Origin of the sequence: Mesonia sp. K4-1 (assembly GCF_008017825.1) — a bacterium.
Taxonomy (GTDB): domain Bacteria; phylum Bacteroidota; class Bacteroidia; order Flavobacteriales; family Flavobacteriaceae; genus Mesonia.
In genome coordinates this window covers 30515-49006 of the sequence record NZ_VRLS01000070.1, presented here as the reverse complement: position 1 = coordinate 49006, position 18492 = coordinate 30515, and the positions used below count along the sequence as shown (strand labels likewise).

Here is an 18492-nt window from a genome sequence, read left to right as displayed (position 1 = left end):
TCTTCATCCCAACCCATTTCATTTAAATGTGGCATCGTTAGCATATTTCCAGCAGCATCATAGGTATAATCAGTTTGTCCGCTGGTATGGCCTATCAATTTATTGCTATTGCTCGGGTAAAAATAATTACGTGTCCAGTTCCCGTTCTGTGCGATATGTTGCAGCTGTAAAATATTCCCTAACTCATCATAATCATAATTTAAGGTATAATTTCTGCAAGCATTGGTGTCCGTATCAGGTATCGGAGTTTGTATAGGGCAGTCAGTTGCGCTAGGTTGTACTAACCCATTTAATTCTCTGCCCGTGGCTTTTTTTAGTCGGTACAGAGAGTCATTCGTATATTTACAGATTGGTGCTACCACTTGGTTGTTAAAATAAATCGTTTGCTGGGCATCATCTTTCATCTGGGTAATATTCCCCGCTGCATCAAAGGTATAATGTAGGTCTTGCAAGATCTCCTGCCCATTATTTCTTGTGGTTAAGATACGAATAATACGAAAGGTTTTAGGATCGTACTCATATTTTGTTTTGCTACCATTGGCATAATAAATATCGGTTCGTTGACCTTTGGCATTGTATGTAATATCGTTAATGGCTTGTTCTTCGTTACCGCTGCCGCTTACCTCAAGCGTTTGGCTTTCTAGCATCGCATTTTTAGCGTACTTGTAGTTAGCCGTACTACTATCGGGAGTTGTTTTGCTAGTCGGTCTATTTAAAGCATCGTAGGTATAGGAAGTACTATAAATCTCTGTTTGCAAAGCTACACTTCCGCTATAATCCAGTGCCGCATCAAAAACCTGAGCAAATTGTCGTGCTTCGATTTTTAAACTCCCCTTAAAATCATAGGCTGTAAAGCTTTGCTTCCCTGCCTGATCGTATTGTTCAAAAACTTGCCCCAATAGATTTATTGTTCTAGGACTATTGGCCGTTTCGCCATAAACGGTTTTTTGTTTTAAAACTTCGTTGGTACTATTGGGAGCTTGCACCCATTTTTCAATGGGGCGTTGGGCAATATCATATTTTAAACGTTGGCGATATGCACGGCTATCCCATTTGAAGCTCGGTTTATTAGCGACATCGGCTAACAGCCAGGTTTTCCCGCTATCCGGGTTATCAATTAAATTAAAAACGGGATCTTCATCCTCCCCCTTGGGGGGAGCTAGAGGGGGCCTATATTCCGTGGTCATTCCACGGGCATCGATCATTTTACGTTTGTTCCCTTTGATGCTTAGCTCAAAACGGGTATCGTAAAATACCGGAGCTACATTGCTTCCGTTATCGTTTTTAAGTAAAATATTCTTTGAAAATCGAATTTTTGTTATTTATCAATTACACGAATACTTTTTAGAAACATATTTTGATAACTTAAATCTATACTCAGCGTAACATTTATCTAAACTATCAATTATTTTAAAATCTTTGCAATAACTATCGTAATAATAATATAGATCAATATTATCATCATTTTCAACACGGAAATTTGGTTTACCAAAAACTACTATAAAAGAATCAATATCAGAATTTTTCAAGCCGTACTCTAAAATTAAACTATCAGACAATTTAATATTACGTAATCCTTTGCATCCATTATAGTCTTCTTTCCAATTATTAGAATAAGAAAAATTTTCTTTTTTAATAGTTTCTTTCACAAGTTTACTATTATTTTTATTCATACAGGAATATAAACAAATAATTAAAAAAATTAATTGTGGAAATTTTCTATCTAGTCGATCCATCTTTATAATATATTGTATTTGTTATTTTACCGATTTGTCCTATTCCATTCTTATCAAACTTTATATCTTTAAAAAAAATTTTAATATCTTCTTGCGTTACTTTTCGATTACTAGGATCTAGAGTTCCGCCATATTTCCCTGGTTCGGCATTAGGGTTATACTGATATTTAGAATCAACAATAGTTCCTCTTGGAAACTTTATACTAGAAACTTTGCCTCTTTGATCAATATCTTCTGGATGAACCAACCCAAATCCATGACCAATTTCATGAGAAGCTGTTTTAGAATTACTTCAAGTAGCTTTTCAATTAATAATAAAATCTAATCATTAAAATTTTTACATTCTGTTTATAGTTATTCTATTTATTTAGAAAGCCTTCTTAATTTATAATCCCATTTTTTTAAATCAGAATAATAATACATTGACTCTCCTACAGTTGTTCCAAACCACAAAACATATTTACCATCATTTTTTTCATAATGAAATGAACTATTTAAATTTTTAAGTTCTAATTGTTCAAGGTTTGATGGTAATTTATTATACTCCTTCTTGTAATTTTCTATTTTATCAATAATATCATTACCTATATCAATCATTTTTTCGTTATTATCACAGGAAATTAGGAATAATGATATAATTAATATTATTAGTTTTTTCATGATTTAATTGTATATAGTATAAATTGGCTTAATAGTTTTATTCTGTTTCGTAGGTAATTCTCCTTTTGTGGGATATTTTTCTGGTAATTCCTCATAATTTGGAGCTTGTTCAGGATTCGTTGCCTGCAATACATTTATCATTTAGTTTTCAAGTTGCTTAGCAAAAATTAAATAATAAAAGCTAAAAAAAATATAGAAATTATATATATTAAGGCTAAAATTGTTTTACTCAACTTTCGGCTTTTATTTTCATTATCAAATTTTTTTATTAGTAAAATATATTTTTTTTTACTTATAAAATATAAATAACCAATTATCAATGTAATAACATAAGTTAAAATAAATATTAACTCAAGATTTTTACTGAAAAATTCAAAAAACGAGAAGTCAAAATATTTATAAAGCAAAGTTATTACAATATAAATATTGGCACAGGTTATGAATGCCAATATCATATTAGCTATATGTTCAGGTTGCTCTTTCTTAGAAGGAGTAAGTAAAGTGAATTTATAAATTAAATAATATATATAATTCATTATAATTTTGGGTTTTTAACTTTAATATTACCACGTTTGTTTTTTAAACTTTCTTTAATCCAAGCTCTTTTTTCCTCAGGAGTAAAGTCTTGAACCATTTCAAAATGTTCTTTAGCTCTTTCGTGACCTCCCAATACATCTCCCATTATATAATAAGAAGCAGAGGCTACAAACCCAAACGGTCCGCCCCATATACCAATTGCAGTCCAGGATGAATTCATAGAAAATCTTCCAAATGACATTCTTCCAGATTTATAATTTAAAAAATCTAAACCTATTGTTGCAACTCCTGCAATTCGTCCAAATGTCTGAAAATACATTGAAGATGTATTTGCTATAGCACGAGTGCTCTTAGAGTATATGTGCCATTTTCCTCCAGAAACAATTATTTCTCCTGTTTTAGAAATACTTTTCAAAGATAAAGCCATAGATCCTAAGCTTAATACATTGCCTGCATTAGTCAAAAATTCTGTAGTAAGTGATTGTAATGAATTTTTTTGAACTTCTTCAACACCTCTTGCACCTATAATTAATTTGCCTTCTCCACAACAATCATTTTTTATATTTAATAAACTATTATCTTCAATACTATTTGAATTATTGAAAAATTCATTTTCTGTATCTAATGGTTCTCTTCCATCTGGATCAGTGAATTTTATAGGATTATTTAGTGTATATACATATGATGACCATTCAGGCAATTTATCCGCCAATGGATCAATTGCAGTAAACCTACCAAGCCAAGCGGCGTAATATCGTGCTCCATAATAGTAAAGCCCTGTCTCACTGTCCCGCTCCTTATGAACGTATTTATAGCGTTTTAAAGAAACCTCACTATCATTGGTATGCATTTCAAACGATGTGGTGCCAAAAGGATGATATTCTTCATAGCTTAAGACTTCAGCGTTTTGGTTGAGTTCCAGTTTTGAACTATCCAGTTGATCACCGTATTGGTAACGGGATATAGTTGTCGGGATTTCAACAGAATTACCATCATTTACAGTCATTATTTCCTGTAATAACATAACCAAGCCTTCATCATTACAATGATGGGTTACCCTCTCGGTTTCCAGTTCTTCTGTTGTAGTGTATTTATGATAAACTTCATACTCCCCAAGATAAATACGCTCATATTTTATTTTTTCTGTACTTCCATTTGTGTCCACTACAATTTTTCGTACGCGTTCGCCGCCAGAATATACGTAATAGGTTTTTTCTCCGGTTTTTTGGCTAGATTTCATTTGATCGGCAAAATTCCAGTTCATTGCTTGCAGGTGAGGCATCTGCAACATATTTCCGTGCGTATCGTAGCTAAATTGCGGACTTGTTGGAGGGGTGCTTCCCGTATACGCACTTAACAAATAATTATTGATTATATTATTATTGTACACATAACTTCGTTTCCAATTTTCGGTTCCTCCACAGGAATCTTTATGAGTTAATTCTAAAATATTCCCCGCTTCATCATAGCTATATTGTTCGCAATAGGTGGCTAAACTCTGGGAAGACTTTCCATTAGTGGGTATCCAATCGGGTTGATAACCACTACTGTTCGGAGCAGAAAGGTTTCCTTTTTCCCTACCGGTGGCCTGAATTAAACGGTACAGCGAATCATATCTATATTTATTTGTAGGGTCAATAACGGTATTGCTAAAATACTGTGTCTGTTGGGCATTGTCTACCTGTTCTGTGATATTTCCCATGGCATCAAAAGTATAGTTTAGATCCTGTATAATATCCTGCCCAGTATTTCTAGTGGTTAAGATACGTATAATACGGAAAGTTTCCTGATCATAAGTTTTTTTTGTTTGGCTGCCATTGGTATAAAGTATCGGTACGTTGGTCTTTTAAAGACCAAATTCTATTATTACTCAATAACTTCTATGTCCTTTATTATTCTAACCTCATGAGTTATAATTCTTGAATCCCCATTGGGGTAAAAGCTATCAAGTATTACTTGATCCGAAATATATCCATCTAATTTTAATTTGCCTTTTTTATTAAAATATATTTCAAATGGAATTATATTTTCATTTAACATCACAAAAGTGTCTAATTGTTGTTTTTTTAACTCTACTAAAGACATTTTTTTTTGTCTCCTAAAAACACCTAAATATAAAAAAGTATACCTTCTATCTTTTTGATTTAAACTTATTGTATCAAAAGGAAAATCTATATTTATTTTTCCGAATTGTTTATCATTATATTTAACTTCTGAAGGAAAAATAATATCATAGGAACCTAAATCATCGAATTTTTTATTTTTGCAATTAATCAAAGTTAAACATAAAATGATAAGGACTATCTTATAGTTTATTTTTAAATTTTTCACGAGCTTTTTGTTTTATTAAATTGTTTATTGAATCCATCCTTCTAAGCACTTTTTCCTTAATGGAAGGTGCTACAGCTGTGTCTTTTATAGTAATCACACCACCTTCAGAGTAATTTCCAAATGGTGTACCAACAGACCAACTTTCTACAATTTCTAATTTTATATTTTCTAAGTTGTTTTTAGAAGAATCCGTTTTTGTAAGTGTATTAAAGTTGTTAGAAGTTTCTTCAATCGGTTCTAAAAAAGTAGAAAGTAAATCTTTAACAATTTTAGCTCCTTCAGGTACTTTCCCATTTTGCTGAGGTCCGTAAATAACAGCTGCAACCTGTAATCCAGTTAAATTTACATAAGTAACATCGTCACCTGCCTTTGCCTTGTTGGGCTCAGCTATACCATCTTGAGTAAAATTACTATCTGCATAACCAACAATACCTCCTCTAGGCTCAAAATTTAAAATTTTACCAATAAATTCTGAAATAGGTTTAAAATCCTTTTTCATACGTTCCCAATCTTTGTCAGACCTATTTATATCACTTTGGATGGTTTCACTAATTTCACTACTCAATTTTGAAAAATAATTCACAACCTCATCAATGATTTCTGAATTGTTTGGTTCTGTTTCTTTTGGTGGGTCATTTTCATTATTTTCAACAGGACTATCAGTAGTATTCTGTAATCCTTCCAAATCTTTTCCCGTCACAGGCTTATTCCCCGCATAATTATAGGGTGTCAATTGCGGGAATTTCTCTGCTAAAGGATCAATACTTATAAACTTCCCTATCCAAGCCGCATAAAACCTAGCTCCATAATAATAAAGTCCTGTCTCCTCATCTCGCTCTTTACCACAGTACCTATATCTTTTTAATGAAACCTCTGTAGCAGATTTACCGCTTCTGTAACTCGTCGTCCCAAATGGATAATACTCTTCGTAGCTAATAACAGCAGCGGAATCATCAAGTTCTAAACAAGCACTTCCCAAATGATTGTCATATTGGTAACGCCAGTTGGTGGTTGGGTTTGAAACTATAGAACCATTATCAACAGTTGAGGTTTCTAATTGTAAGAATGTTTTTCCCTGTCCTGAGCCTGTCGAAGGGTCGTCATCGCTAATACCTAGTGTTTCCCTTTCTGTTTGCACAGTTCCAGAACTACTTTGCTGCCAGAGTTCAAAATCATTTATATATAAGCGTTCTTTTTTAACAATCCCATTCACAATTACTTTACGTACCCGGTTGCCACTACTATCGTAACGGTAATAAGCGGTTCCGCCTCCGCCCAAGTCAACTTCAATAAGCATATCATCTTCATCCCAACCCATCTCATTTAAATGGGGCATGGTAAGCATATTTCCGGCTTCATCATAGGTATAATAACTTTGTCCGCTAGTATGGCCAATTAATTGGTTGCTGTCACTCGGGTAAAAATAATCCCTCGTCCAGTTCCCGTTTTGCGCAATATGCTTTATTTGCAAGATATTCCCCAATTCATCATAGGCATAGTTAAGCGTGTAATTTCTACATGCATCACTTGTACCGTCAGGTATAGGCGTTCTAATTGGGATATCTTCGTGAGAAGGTTGGTTAAGGTTACTGTTTTCCCTAGCAGTAGCTTGTTTTAGCCGGTATAAAGAATCGTAAGTATATTTACTTAAAGGCTGTACCACTTGGTTACTAAAATAAATAGTTTGCTGGGCATCATCCCGCTGTTGGGTAATATTTCCTGCAGCATCAAAGGTATAGTTGATATCTTGCAAGATCTCCTGCCCATTATTTCTTGTGGTTAAGATACGAATAATTCGAAAGATTTCTAAGTCATAAACGTATTTTGTTTTGCTGCCATTGGCATAATAGATATCGGTACGTTGGCCTTTGGCATTGTAGGTAATATCGCTTATAGTTTGTTCTTCGTTGCCACTTCCCCGTACTTCAATAATTTGGTTTTGCAACATTGCATTTTTAGCGTAGCTATAATGAGCAGTACTATTATCAGGAGTGGTTTTGCTTCTCGGTCGGTTTAGGGCATCATAGTCGTAAGAATTGGTATAAATTTCCGTATTTAACGGTACGCTTCCATTATAATCCAATACCGCATCAAAAACTTGGGCAAACTGCCGCTTTTCGGTTTTTAAGTTTCCTTTAAAATCGTAAGCTGTAAAACTTTGCTTCCCTGCCTGATCATATTGTTCAAAAACCTGTCCCAAAAGGTTTTTTGTTCTAGGGCTATTGGCCGTTTCGCCATAAACGGTTTTTTGTTTTAAAATTTCGTTGGTATTATTGGGAGCTTGCACCCATTTTTCAATGGGGCGTTGGGCGATATCATATTCCATTCTTTGCCGGTAACCGCGACCATCCCAACTAAATATCTTATTTATTCTTATTTTCAAGTAAAAATACTTTTCGATTTAACTACTGATATTCTTCATTAATTATAAGTCTTGATATTCTTTTCGTTTAATGTAATCAAAAAAACTTCTAGGATAAACCATTAGACTTAACCTACGAGCGAAATCACGTGATAAATTGAATACTTCAGATTTTTCCTTTGAAATATCTACATAAATAGTATCATTTGGTTTTATATCAGAAACTCCTTTAACATAAAACTCTGCAATGGTATCCTTAATTATGCAATAATAGTTAGCTTGTTTCTTTCTGGGATCATAATACTCAATATTACTTTTGACCATATTAACTTGTAAAATCCCCATTCCGTGAAAATGACCTAATTGCTCTTTTACTTTAGTAACTTTTCCTAAAAATTTTAGATTCTCGATTCCTTTAAAATTACTAGTATCAACTTCTTCTAATTGATCATTGACATCATTAAATATCCTGTCTTTAAACAGAATCAAATTAAAAACTAAAAGAACCCCTATTACAATTAATATTATTCTATTTTTCTTCATTAGATATTTCTTTTTGTAAATACTGGTAAATAGCTTGACCTACCATTGTTTGAACATTATAATCATTTAAGAATCTATCAAGAAAACTTCTTTCTGAAGTTGGTTTTTGATTACTCAACATAACGGAATAAGATTCTCCTCTAGTCCAAGCAGCAATTGACAATCCTTCTCCAATTCCTAAATTAAAACCTACTCCAATTCCTAACCATTTTTCATCTTCTGATTGAAAACCATATATGGACATCCCTCCACCAGCCATAGCCTTAACATCTGCAGTTAAACCATATGTAGAAGATCTTCCTTCAAAATAAGAAGGTTTAATACTTTCTCTATCAGAACTATAAGCTATAAAAAAGTTAGCCTCAATGTTAGCATTGAGACCTAATTGGGCACCTCCTGAACCTGTAGCTTCTCCTTCTCCATAAATATAATTATAATCTCCATACTCACTATTAGTAGGGAAGTTAACTACAGTTGCACTTCCCGTCAATTTACCCCCATATGTAGCTTTTGCCTCAGCAGATACTCCTATACTATAACCAACAGCTAAATTATTTGTATTATGTTCAGAGAAGCCCAAATCCAAATTACGATTTTCTTCAAATTCAAATGGAACATAAATATATCTGTGGTTATCGTCGGCTGTAGAAATAGTTATTCGTTTTCCATTTTTACCTATTATTATAATATCTTCAGGCCCTTTTCCTGTAGGATCCGTATAACGCACAGGGTTATTTAAAGTATAATTATATGGACTCCAGCCTAGATACTTATCTTCTAAAGGATCACAAGCGGTAAACCTACCAAGCCAAGCAGCATAATATCTGCCACCATAATAGTATAGACCGGTCTCACTATCTCGCTCCTTCTGCACATATTTATAACGTTTTAGTGAAACCTCACTGTTGTTGGTATGCATTTCAAACGAGGTTGTACCAAAAGGATGATATTCCTCATAGCTCAACACTTCTGCGCTATGGTTGAGTTCCAGCTTGGCACTGTCCAATTGATCACCGTATTGGTAGCGGGAAATAGTTATTGGGTTTTCAATAGGACTACCTTCATTCACTGTTTTTACTTCTTGCAGTACCATGGCTAAGCTCTCATCCTTAACGTGGTGGGTTAGCGTTTCGGTTTCCAGTTCTCCTGTTGTATTGTATTTATGATAAACTTCATACTCCCCAAAATAAATACGCTCATATTTTATTTTTTCTGCAGTCCCACTGGTGTCTGTAACAATTTTTCGTATGCGTTCGCCTCCAGAATATACATAATAGGTAGTTTCTCCGGTTTTTTGGCTAGATTTCATTTGATCGGCAAAATCCCAGTTCATTGCTTGTAGGTGGGGCATCTGTAACATATTACCGTGTGCATCGTAAGTAAATTGTGGACTACTTGGAGGTGTACTTCCCGTATGTGCACTTAACAAATAATTATTGGTCGTATTATTATTATACACATAACTTCGTTTCCAATTTTCGGTTCCTCCACAGGTATCTTTATGAGCCAATTCTAATATATTCCCCACTTCATCATAGCTATATTGCTCACAATAGGTTGCTAAACTTTGAGACGATTTTCCATTGGTAGGTATCCAATCGGGTTGGTAACCGCTACTGTTTGGTGCGGGAAGATTCCCCTTTTCCCTACCGGTGGCCTGGACCAAACGGTACAGCGAATCATACTTATATCTATTTGTAGGATCAATAACGGTATTGCTAAAATACTGTGCCTGTTGGGCATCATCACGCTGTTGGGTTATATTCCCAACGGCATCAAAAGTATAGTTTAGATCCTGCATAATATCCTGACCAGTATTTCTAGTGGTTAAGATACGTATAATATGGAAAGTGTCCTGATTATAAGTGTTCTTTGTTTGGCTGCCATTGGCATAGTAAATCGCTGTTTTTTGTTCACGCGCATTATAAGTGATTTTATTTACCACGTCTGTAAATGAGTTTTCATGCGGTAGTTGCGTAGCTACTTTTTCCAATAGCGCTGCTTTATTGAAGCTATAACTATACTTACTCCCATCAGGTTGGGTCTTTAATATTACTCTGTTGAGAGCATCAAATTCGTATATGTTTTGAAATTCTTCTGTTTGCAGTTCTGCATCTGCAGCAGCTTTAAGATCTGCCAATGTTTGCTCTCCAATCAATAAAGACCAATCTATCGTATTTTGATAATTTAAAGCCAATTGCCTGTTTCTCTGTAACAAATTTTCTTTAAAATCAAATTGTGTATTTGCTAAGGCTCCGCTTTGGTCAAAATTATAAATTTCTTTATTTTTTAGGTTTTCTTGTCTAGGATTGGGCACGCCAATCCAATCACCATATACTTTATAAGTAGTCAATTTTTCACCTGCGCCGTCATCAACCCATTCCATTAGGGGACGTTGTAGAATATCAAATTCGTAACGAAAGACATTTGCCCTTTCATTCCATAAATAGGTAAGATTATCGACTATATTATTTAATTGTAGACGCCAACCACTATCCGGAGATTGGGTATATATAATTTGATCCAGCTCATTTTCTTCATTCTGTTCCTTTTCTTTTTCTTCTTCCGAAGGGGGTGGCAAGAGGCTATATTTAAATATTGTTTCTTGACCTAATGCATTGGTTGATTTTACTTTTCTATTTTGAATATCTAGTTCAAATCGAGTATCGTAGAATACATTGGTTTTTAAAAAATGCTAAATTAGAATTTTTTCTTTGGTGGCTCTTCATGTAAACATTCACTCAATATCCAACCTCGCGTATAGCTTCCTCCTAATAAATTACCTCTGTCATAATAGCTTACCACATTTGCTAAAAGACTATCTTTAGTAAATTCCATCACATATACAGGATGATATTGAGGCATACCTTTTAAAGGAATACCGTCTGGTAAATAAGGCTCTTTTCCACTTTTTAATTGTTCATAATAATGTAAGTACTTTTGTTTTAAATCTAAATCTTCAATAATCAATACTGATACTGGATAATCCTTACCCCTAAAGTAATCATAACAATACATTTTTGGTTGTTTTTTTACATTTTCATGAAATTTTTTATTATAAATATGAGATCCTACCACAAAACTAATTGCTGAAATAAGTAGTATTCCTATTAATTTTAAACTGTTTCTATTATTCATATTTATTTATTTTCTGCTATTATTGCTTGATTTCTATATTCTTTAGAAGTCCAAACACCTAAGGGTAAATTATTACCATTTTCATCTTGTATGTTTGAGCTATTTACAGTAACTCCGGTATAAATAAACTCCCCTCTTTTATCTTTTGTATACACTGCTCCGGACCAAGTTTTTGAGTCTTTATCAAAAATCTCATGTTTTACAATCCAACTCTCTGTCCAAACATCTGTAGCATCATTTACAATTTCAGCTTGTTTATCTGTTAAGGATATAGATTCCTTAATTTCCGGATTTAATATATTAATTTTAAATCCAGCTCCTAATCCTACTCCTATATTGAATTCGTCTTTATTCCAACCAAGAGCAAAAGAAACACCATAACCAGGTTTACTTGTAGGCAAGGATAATGATGCTCCACCAACTAAGCCATAAAAAGTATTAGCACTCTTATTTAATTTATAATTAAAAGTGAGACTTGCTGCTATACCTCCTATCAATTGAGGGTTTCTGCTACTATCTTCTAAATTTTGGTTTGTAATTTTTAAAATTGATGACATAATAAAATGTGTTTTACCCACTTCATCATATGCTATACCACTTTGTTCTACATAATTTAATCCATAACCTATTCCTGCTCCTACATCTAAATCAAAATACCAAGAACTTACTCCTCCATCCCAAGGCCAAGATTTTACTTCATTACTTAGAGGTTTATTTCCCCATTTTTGTTGTGCTTCATAAGCTTGTTGCTGGGCCGTAGCTTGATTACCGAAGAAAAATCCAGTCATTCCTTCCAGACCATCTAAATCTATATTTAATATTGGGTTATTACTGGCATATTGATAATTAGAAAGTCCTGGAAAATCATCACCAATAGGATCTGATGAGATAAAACGACCTATCCAAGCTGCTAAATATCTCGCTCCATAATAGTACAATCCAGTTTCTTCATCTCGCTCTTTACCGTTATATCGGTATTGCTTTAGCTTAACCTCAGCTTGATTCTTTCCTGATCGATATGAAGTTGTTCCAAAGGGATAATATTCTTCATAAGAAATTATAGAAGCACTTTTATCCAGTTCTAAACATATGCTCTGTAGAGGATTGTCACATTGATAACGCCATTTGGTAAAAGGTGTAGAAATAATATTACTATTATCTATCGTTAAAGTTTCTAATCGTAAAAAACTTTTTTCTTTATCACTCATTGATAAAGTTTCTCTTTCAATTTCTATTGTTCCATTCGTGCTTTGTTGCCAGAGTTCAAAATCATTTATATATAAACGTTCTTTTTTGACATTCCCGTTTACAATTACTTTACGTATCCTTTGTCCTCGACCATCATAACGATAATAGGCGGTGCCTCCCCCACCTAAGTCGGCTTTAACCAGCATATCATCTTCATCCCAACCCATTTCACTTAAATGAGGCATACTCAGCATATTTCCGGCTTCATCATAGGTATAATCGGTTTGTCCGCTAGTATGACCTATTAATTTATTATTATCAGTAGGGTAAAAATAATTGCGTGTCCAGTTCCCGTTTTGGGCAATATGTTGTATCTGTAAAATATTCCCTAACTCATCATAATCATAATTTAAGGTATAATTTCTACAGGCATGGGTTTCGGTATCTGGTACCGGAGTTTGTATAGGGCAGTCACTTGCGCTAGGTTGTACTAATCCATTTAATTCTCTGCCCGTGGCTTGTTTTAGCCGGTATAAAGCATCATAGGTATATTTACAAAGAGGCTGCACCACTTGGTTACTAAAATAAATCGTTTGCTGGGCATCATCACGTTGTTGAGTAATATTTCCCGCAGCATCGAACGTATAGTTAATGTCTTGCAGAATCTCCTGCCCATTGTTTCTTGTGGTTAAGATACGATTAATTCGAAAGGTTTTTAAATCGTATACGTATTTTGTTTTGCTGCCATTGGCATAATAGATATCGGTGCGCTGCCCTTTGGCGTTGTAGGTAATATTGTTTATAGCTTGTTCTTCGTTACCGCTTCCGCGTACCTCAAGCGTTTGGCTTTCTAGCATCGCATTTTTAGCGTAGTTGTAGTTAGCCGTACTACTATCGGGAGTTGTTTTGCTAGTCGGTCTATCTAAAGCATCGTAGGTATAGGAAGTACTGTAAATTTCTGTTAGAAAAGTGACACTCCCACTATAATCTAATACCGTATCAAAAACCTGAGCAAACTTGCGTTCTTCTGTGTTTAAATTGCCTTTAAAATCGTAAGCTGTAAAACTTTGTTTCCCTGCTTGGTCGTATTGTTCAAAAATTTGTCCCAATAAATTTTCTGTTCTAGGACTATTGGCCGTTTCACCATAAACGGTTCTTTGTTTTAAACTTTCGTTGGTATTATTGGGAGCTTGCACCCATTTTTCAATAGGGCGTTGGGCAATATCGTATTCCATTCGCTGTCTATAACCTCGGCCATCCCAACTGTAGCTAGGTTTGTTCATTACATCGGGCAATAACCATGTTTTTCCGCTATCGGGGTTATCAATAAGGCTCCAAAGCTGTTCTTCCTCGCCCTCTTCCCCTACTTTGGGATCGTGTAAACCTGTTTTATATTCCGTGGTCATTCCACGGGCATCGATCATTTTGCGTTTGTTTCCTTTAATGCTTAGCTCAAACCGAGTATCATAAAATACCGGCGTGCCATCGCTCCCATTATCGTTTCGTCGTAAAAACATCCGCCCAAGTGGGTCTAACTCGAGTACACGCGGGGTATTATAGGCTTTCGCTGCCAACCAAGCTGCGCGCTCTTCAGGATCGTTGGGTTCACTCCCAGAAGGATCGGGACTACCACGGTCTATATACCATTGGCTATCGATCACCGTATCGTTTTGATCGTATTCCCGTTGTTGCCATGCATTAAATTCTACTTTCGTAAAAGTACCGTCTTCAAAATCTGTCCGTACCAATCGGTTTAACGCATCGTAATACATGCGTATTTTAGAAACTTCGGGGGGCGTATTTTCGGTATATGCCAATCCGCTATCTAAATAAGGTTCGTATTGCACGACCACCAAATCTTTATTGTTCTTGATTTGCCTACCGGTAACTGAAACGGGTATGATGCCGTTTTCTTCCTCACCAAACTGTACCCGTCGTTGTAGTTCTTTCCCTAAGCCATCGGTATAAGCGACCTCCGTTAAGGTATCGTTATTCGCATTTGGCGCATGTATATGAGTTTCCCGTTTGACCACCGTGACCGAGGCAGGATCGCCACTCTGCTGGAAGGCGTGAAAATTATAAGTAAAAGTAGTTCCCGGTACGGCTAACGAATCGCCTTCTTCATACCCAGGATAATCTGGATCAGACGGTGCTTTTCCCATCACGGCCTGAGCCGTTACCCTGCCCAAAGCATCCAACGTTACTGCTTGGCGGTTTCCGTTGGCATTGGTCAGCTGCCAAGCTTGCAAGTTCACATATTCGTTATCTACGGAGGTGTTATTGCCTAACGGATCTTCTACCTGTGTGATCAATAGATCATACGCATCGTAAGTGAGCTGGGTTACTCCTCCAAAAGGATCGTGTTGCTCTTGAAGCTGGTAAAAAGCATTCGCATTAAAAACCATGCGTCCCGAAGGTACCCACCACCTGCCCTGAGTAGAACCGAAGGGATCTTCTATATAACCACTTTCTGTCATCGGGTTAGGACTAGTGTTCAAGTCGATTCGGGTGGTTCCCGTATTGTAAATAGCTTCGATCAAGCCCTCGGTAAACGCCAATTGATAACTGCGGTACGGCAAGCCGTGCGCAGCAATCTCCCCAAGTGGAAGTTCGCTCGCTAAATCTTGACTGTAATAGGTGCTATAAGCTTGGCTTTGGAGCTGCTTTTCGTTGCCACTCCCCGTAAAGTTCCCTTCTGGCGGAATGAGCGTTGCTCCATGGATCATGCTTTTTAAATCATTGGGTCGCCAAGGGGGGAGTCCGTTTTCAGAATCGGGTGTATAGCTAGAGCGGAATTCCCAAAGGCTTTGACCTTCAGGTGCGCCAATGCGATAAAAATCTAAGCTATCTTCTTTATTGATAAAACTTGTCTGATTCACCGAAATATAAGAACGCTGTTGTTCGGGTTCGTGTCCCGTTCCTCTTCTGGGATAGCCTACTTGGGCAGCTTGGAGCACGTTTCCATAAGTATCGGTTTCCAAGGTGAGTTGATGGCTTATTCTAGGATCCGTTGTCTCTCGTTCGTACCCATAACTCAAGGCTTCCCGTTGGAATACACGAAACACCGCATGGCGGTTACGTCCTTTCTTTTGTAAAAGCTGGGTGAAAAAACTATTTTCAGTAACCTGATAGGGTATATTTTGTTTTTCGGTACCATCCAGTCCATACACCTCTTGTCTTAACAAGCTTCCCTTTAGTGCTCGATGGGCTTCCCTTAATTCTTCGGGCATCCAATTGGCGTATTGCTGGGGTGAAAAAACCACCGAAGGCAAGTGCCAGGCTTCCACATCTCCTTGCCAATATTCTTTTTGGTAAGCTTCTTCCAAACGCCCAGTGGCATTGTAATATCCATTATGGAACCAGCTTTTGCTATAGGTGGGTGGCGTATGGCTTTCTTCTTCCAAAGCGTTGCTCCCTACTTGGTACAGGGCAGGAAGGTTAAACGAGGCATAGGTTTCACTGTCCCATTGTTCTACCATCCCAAACCCACGAAATTCCCGTTCTACAGGGTCAAAATATCCATGGTGGTATGCATATCGACTTACAAAACGCCTGTCTGTAATCTGCTCATACACCTCTACCCGTTCCAAGGTTTGCACGGGAAAAGGCAGTTTTGTTGCCCAAGGGGTTCCCTCTCGCTGATCGCGGAGGTAAAACTTGGTAGAAGGCGCATAACTGAATTTTCGTAATCCGCCCATACTGTTATCGGTTTCTTCTAGCAGATAAGGTTTTTGTCCCATCAAATCGATATACCGAATTTGAAAAGGTTTGGCATACTCTTGGGGACTGCTCCATACCAAACAGGCCGTACCATTCCCAAAGATATCCTGTAACCCAATACTTTCTAAATTATCCATCTGCGGAAACAATTCCAGTTCCACAGGATCGGCGAGGCTGTTGCCCGACTGGTTAAGGTAATAGGTGGTTTTCTCTATCCCCAAGTAAATAATATCGGTAGTCCCGCTTCCATCAGTATCGCCCAAGCGTATGCGGCTTCCGTCAAAAAACCCCCTACGCTCAAAATGAGGTACGCTTCCCATGCTTACCTTGGCACCAAAATGTCCGTAACCCAAGTTGGGCCAATAACATACCGATCCGTTTTCTATACGCAACAGATCAGAGAGGCCATCGCCACTCATATCTGCCAAAAATATATTTTGGTAGCCATTCGAAAAAACGACCCGTGGTCCTTTTTCTTCTTCCAAGGCATTGGCTACCTGATGTGGTTTGTCATAACCTGGCGGATCATTGTGGTAGGGAATCCATGCGATTTGGTCTTCTTGGGTAATCAAAATATCGGCCAAGCCGTCTCCTGTTAAGTCTACAAAACGTATATCTTCACTTTCCCAATCTAGGTTAGGAGCCCCATCAAACGGCTGAAAATAACCTTTGGAAATTTGGGGTTCCCTACGTTGAGCAACTTCTCCCAGACCCTCTGGAGCGCCGAAGGGCCACTCAAATATTCCTTGCATTCCCGGCTGGCGTATGACCAGCTCTGGTTTTCCATCCCCGTCCATATCTTGTAAATCTGCTGGGGTACCCGGTACGGGATGGTGTTTAAGCCGTAACATTGGAGCCAAATCTAGCACGGGTTTTGGCTCTTCCTCCTCAGGATGGTCTTTGTAATAGTTTTTATCCCCATCATTGGGTTGATAAAACCAAGCGCCGCCACTTTCATTCAATATCCCAGAAATCCCTTCCCCATAGAGGTCTGCCCAACGATAACCACTTCCTATCCCAGCAGGTAGGTTTTTGGTGATTTCAGGGTCAAGTTTTTGTACCATAGGGTTTACCTCCGCTTGGGTATAAGAAAATTTTAAGGCAGGTATTGTCTCTGAATTCCCATCCCGATAACCACGCTGTAAAGCTTGGTTGAGCTGGGATGCGATTGGGTTTTCATCGTAGCTCAGTTCTAAAGCCTTTACCAAAAATGGATTTCCTTGATTTTCTCCTGAAAATTGATGGAAAAGCAATACCCGTCGACATAGACGATAGGTACGCAGTTCAAAACGTGCTTGATATGTAGAAAACGGATCTTGACGCACCGGCCAAGGATTGGTTTCTGAAGGCGTAGGGTTTTCTAATGGATGTTCTCCATAATCCATCACCAATTGAAAATGCCAATCATTCGTACTCTCAAAAGAAGGATCGGTAAACATCACCGTATTACCATACAAAATCTTTTTAGGATAAAGGCGGTTGAAGGAGTTCTGCATGCTTAAGCGGTTCCCTTCCCAAGGATGGCTTGGATCGATATTTTGATCGTTTTCCCGTTTGTACTCAAACTGAATGATATTTCCCAAAGCATCGTACCGCTTTTCAATCATCCATTCAAATATATTCTTTTCATGATTGGGATCAAAAACCCGTGCTTGTAGGCTTTCCCCAAATACCGAAGTGACGTTTTCTTTATCGGTCAGTCGCCAATGACTCACGCCACTATTCTTATCTTCCCAACGTTCAATACGGTGATACAAGCCTTCTACCCGCGGACGATACCTATAGACCAAATAATTGGTCTCCTCACGCTTATAGGTCGTTCCATTACTCTCTAACACAAGTACCAAATCTTCTGCGCCCGCTAATAAAAAAACATCTTCTGGTGTATATTTAGGAAGCCCTTTGTTGGTTTTACGTGTAATGGAAGCTATACCTACATTCCAGCCCATTCCAAACGGACTGTTGCCTCCTCCAGAATTGTACGAAAGACTTAGCTGGGGCTGAAACTTGTTTCGCCCCTTGCTTACGGGCAAAGGAATGGAAAAGGAAGCCGTTCCCGTTACGGGGTTGGCCGAGAATTTTTCTCCCATACTCCGAATCGCTCCTCCCCCTTTAGGTAACTCTACTGCAGTAGGATTGTTTCCTGCCGTTGATGATCCAGAGGAAGTACCTGATCTTATATTGCTTCCTGAACTATTTTCTTCAGTAGTCGTCAAGGCTCGTGCTGGTGATTGCTCTGTTTTTTGATTCTGGTCTTTCATGCTTTAAAATTTAACT

The 18492-nt window shown here is 37.1% G+C and carries 11 protein-coding genes; all 11 read right to left on the bottom strand.

From position 1 onward, the window contains the following. On the bottom strand, positions 1-1205 hold a 1205-nt coding region (locus FT986_RS11570; protein WP_222706199.1), incomplete at its 3' end, for an RHS repeat domain-containing protein. A gap of 120 nt (positions 1206-1325) precedes the next feature. Next, the gene (locus tag FT986_RS11565) at positions 1326-1673 is read right to left on the bottom strand and encodes a hypothetical protein (protein WP_147865195.1); all 348 of its coding nucleotides are present in this window, start codon (positions 1671-1673) and stop codon (positions 1326-1328) included. Positions 1674-1719: 46 nt separating this feature from the next. Beyond that, positions 1720-1983 (bottom strand): hypothetical protein, encoded by a 264-nt coding sequence (locus FT986_RS11560; RefSeq protein ID WP_147865194.1) that lies wholly within the window; start codon positions 1981-1983, stop codon positions 1720-1722. 116 nt (positions 1984-2099) lie between these two features. Further along, entirely contained in the window at positions 2100-2396 is a 297-nt protein-coding gene (locus FT986_RS11555) for a hypothetical protein (protein WP_147865193.1), read from the bottom strand. Positions 2397-2931: 535 nt separating this feature from the next. Continuing rightward, positions 2932-4635, bottom strand: coding sequence for an RHS repeat domain-containing protein (locus tag FT986_RS11550; protein ID WP_147865192.1), 1704 nt, complete (start codon positions 4633-4635; stop codon positions 2932-2934). A 164-nt stretch (positions 4636-4799) separates the two neighbouring features. Then, a complete protein-coding gene (locus FT986_RS11545; protein ID WP_147865191.1) occupies positions 4800-5264 on the bottom strand; it encodes a hypothetical protein in 465 nt (154 codons plus the stop codon). Continuing rightward, positions 5239-7647, bottom strand: a complete 2409-nt coding sequence (locus FT986_RS11540; RefSeq protein WP_147865190.1) for an RHS repeat domain-containing protein — start codon at positions 7645-7647, stop codon at positions 5239-5241. Before FT986_RS11540 ends, FT986_RS11545 begins: the two co-directional genes overlap by 26 nt. A gap of 42 nt (positions 7648-7689) precedes the next feature. Further along, complete coding sequence (locus tag FT986_RS11535; RefSeq protein WP_147865189.1) at positions 7690-8169, bottom strand: hypothetical protein; 480 nt, start codon at positions 8167-8169, stop codon at positions 7690-7692. Next, positions 8156-10750 carry an RHS repeat domain-containing protein gene (locus FT986_RS11530; protein WP_147865188.1) on the bottom strand — a complete coding sequence of 865 codons (2595 nt, stop codon included), beginning with the start codon at positions 10748-10750 and terminating at the stop codon, positions 8156-8158. Before FT986_RS11530 ends, FT986_RS11535 begins: the two co-directional genes overlap by 14 nt. Positions 10751-10869: 119 nt before the next feature. Next, on the bottom strand, positions 10870-11307 hold the full coding sequence (locus tag FT986_RS11525; RefSeq protein WP_147865187.1) for a hypothetical protein: 438 nt from the start codon (positions 11305-11307) through the stop codon (positions 10870-10872). 2 nt (positions 11308-11309) lie between these two features. Next, positions 11310-18476 (bottom strand): SpvB/TcaC N-terminal domain-containing protein, encoded by a 7167-nt coding sequence (locus FT986_RS11520; protein ID WP_147865186.1) that lies wholly within the window; start codon positions 18474-18476, stop codon positions 11310-11312. Between the last annotated feature and the right edge of the window lie 16 nt (positions 18477-18492).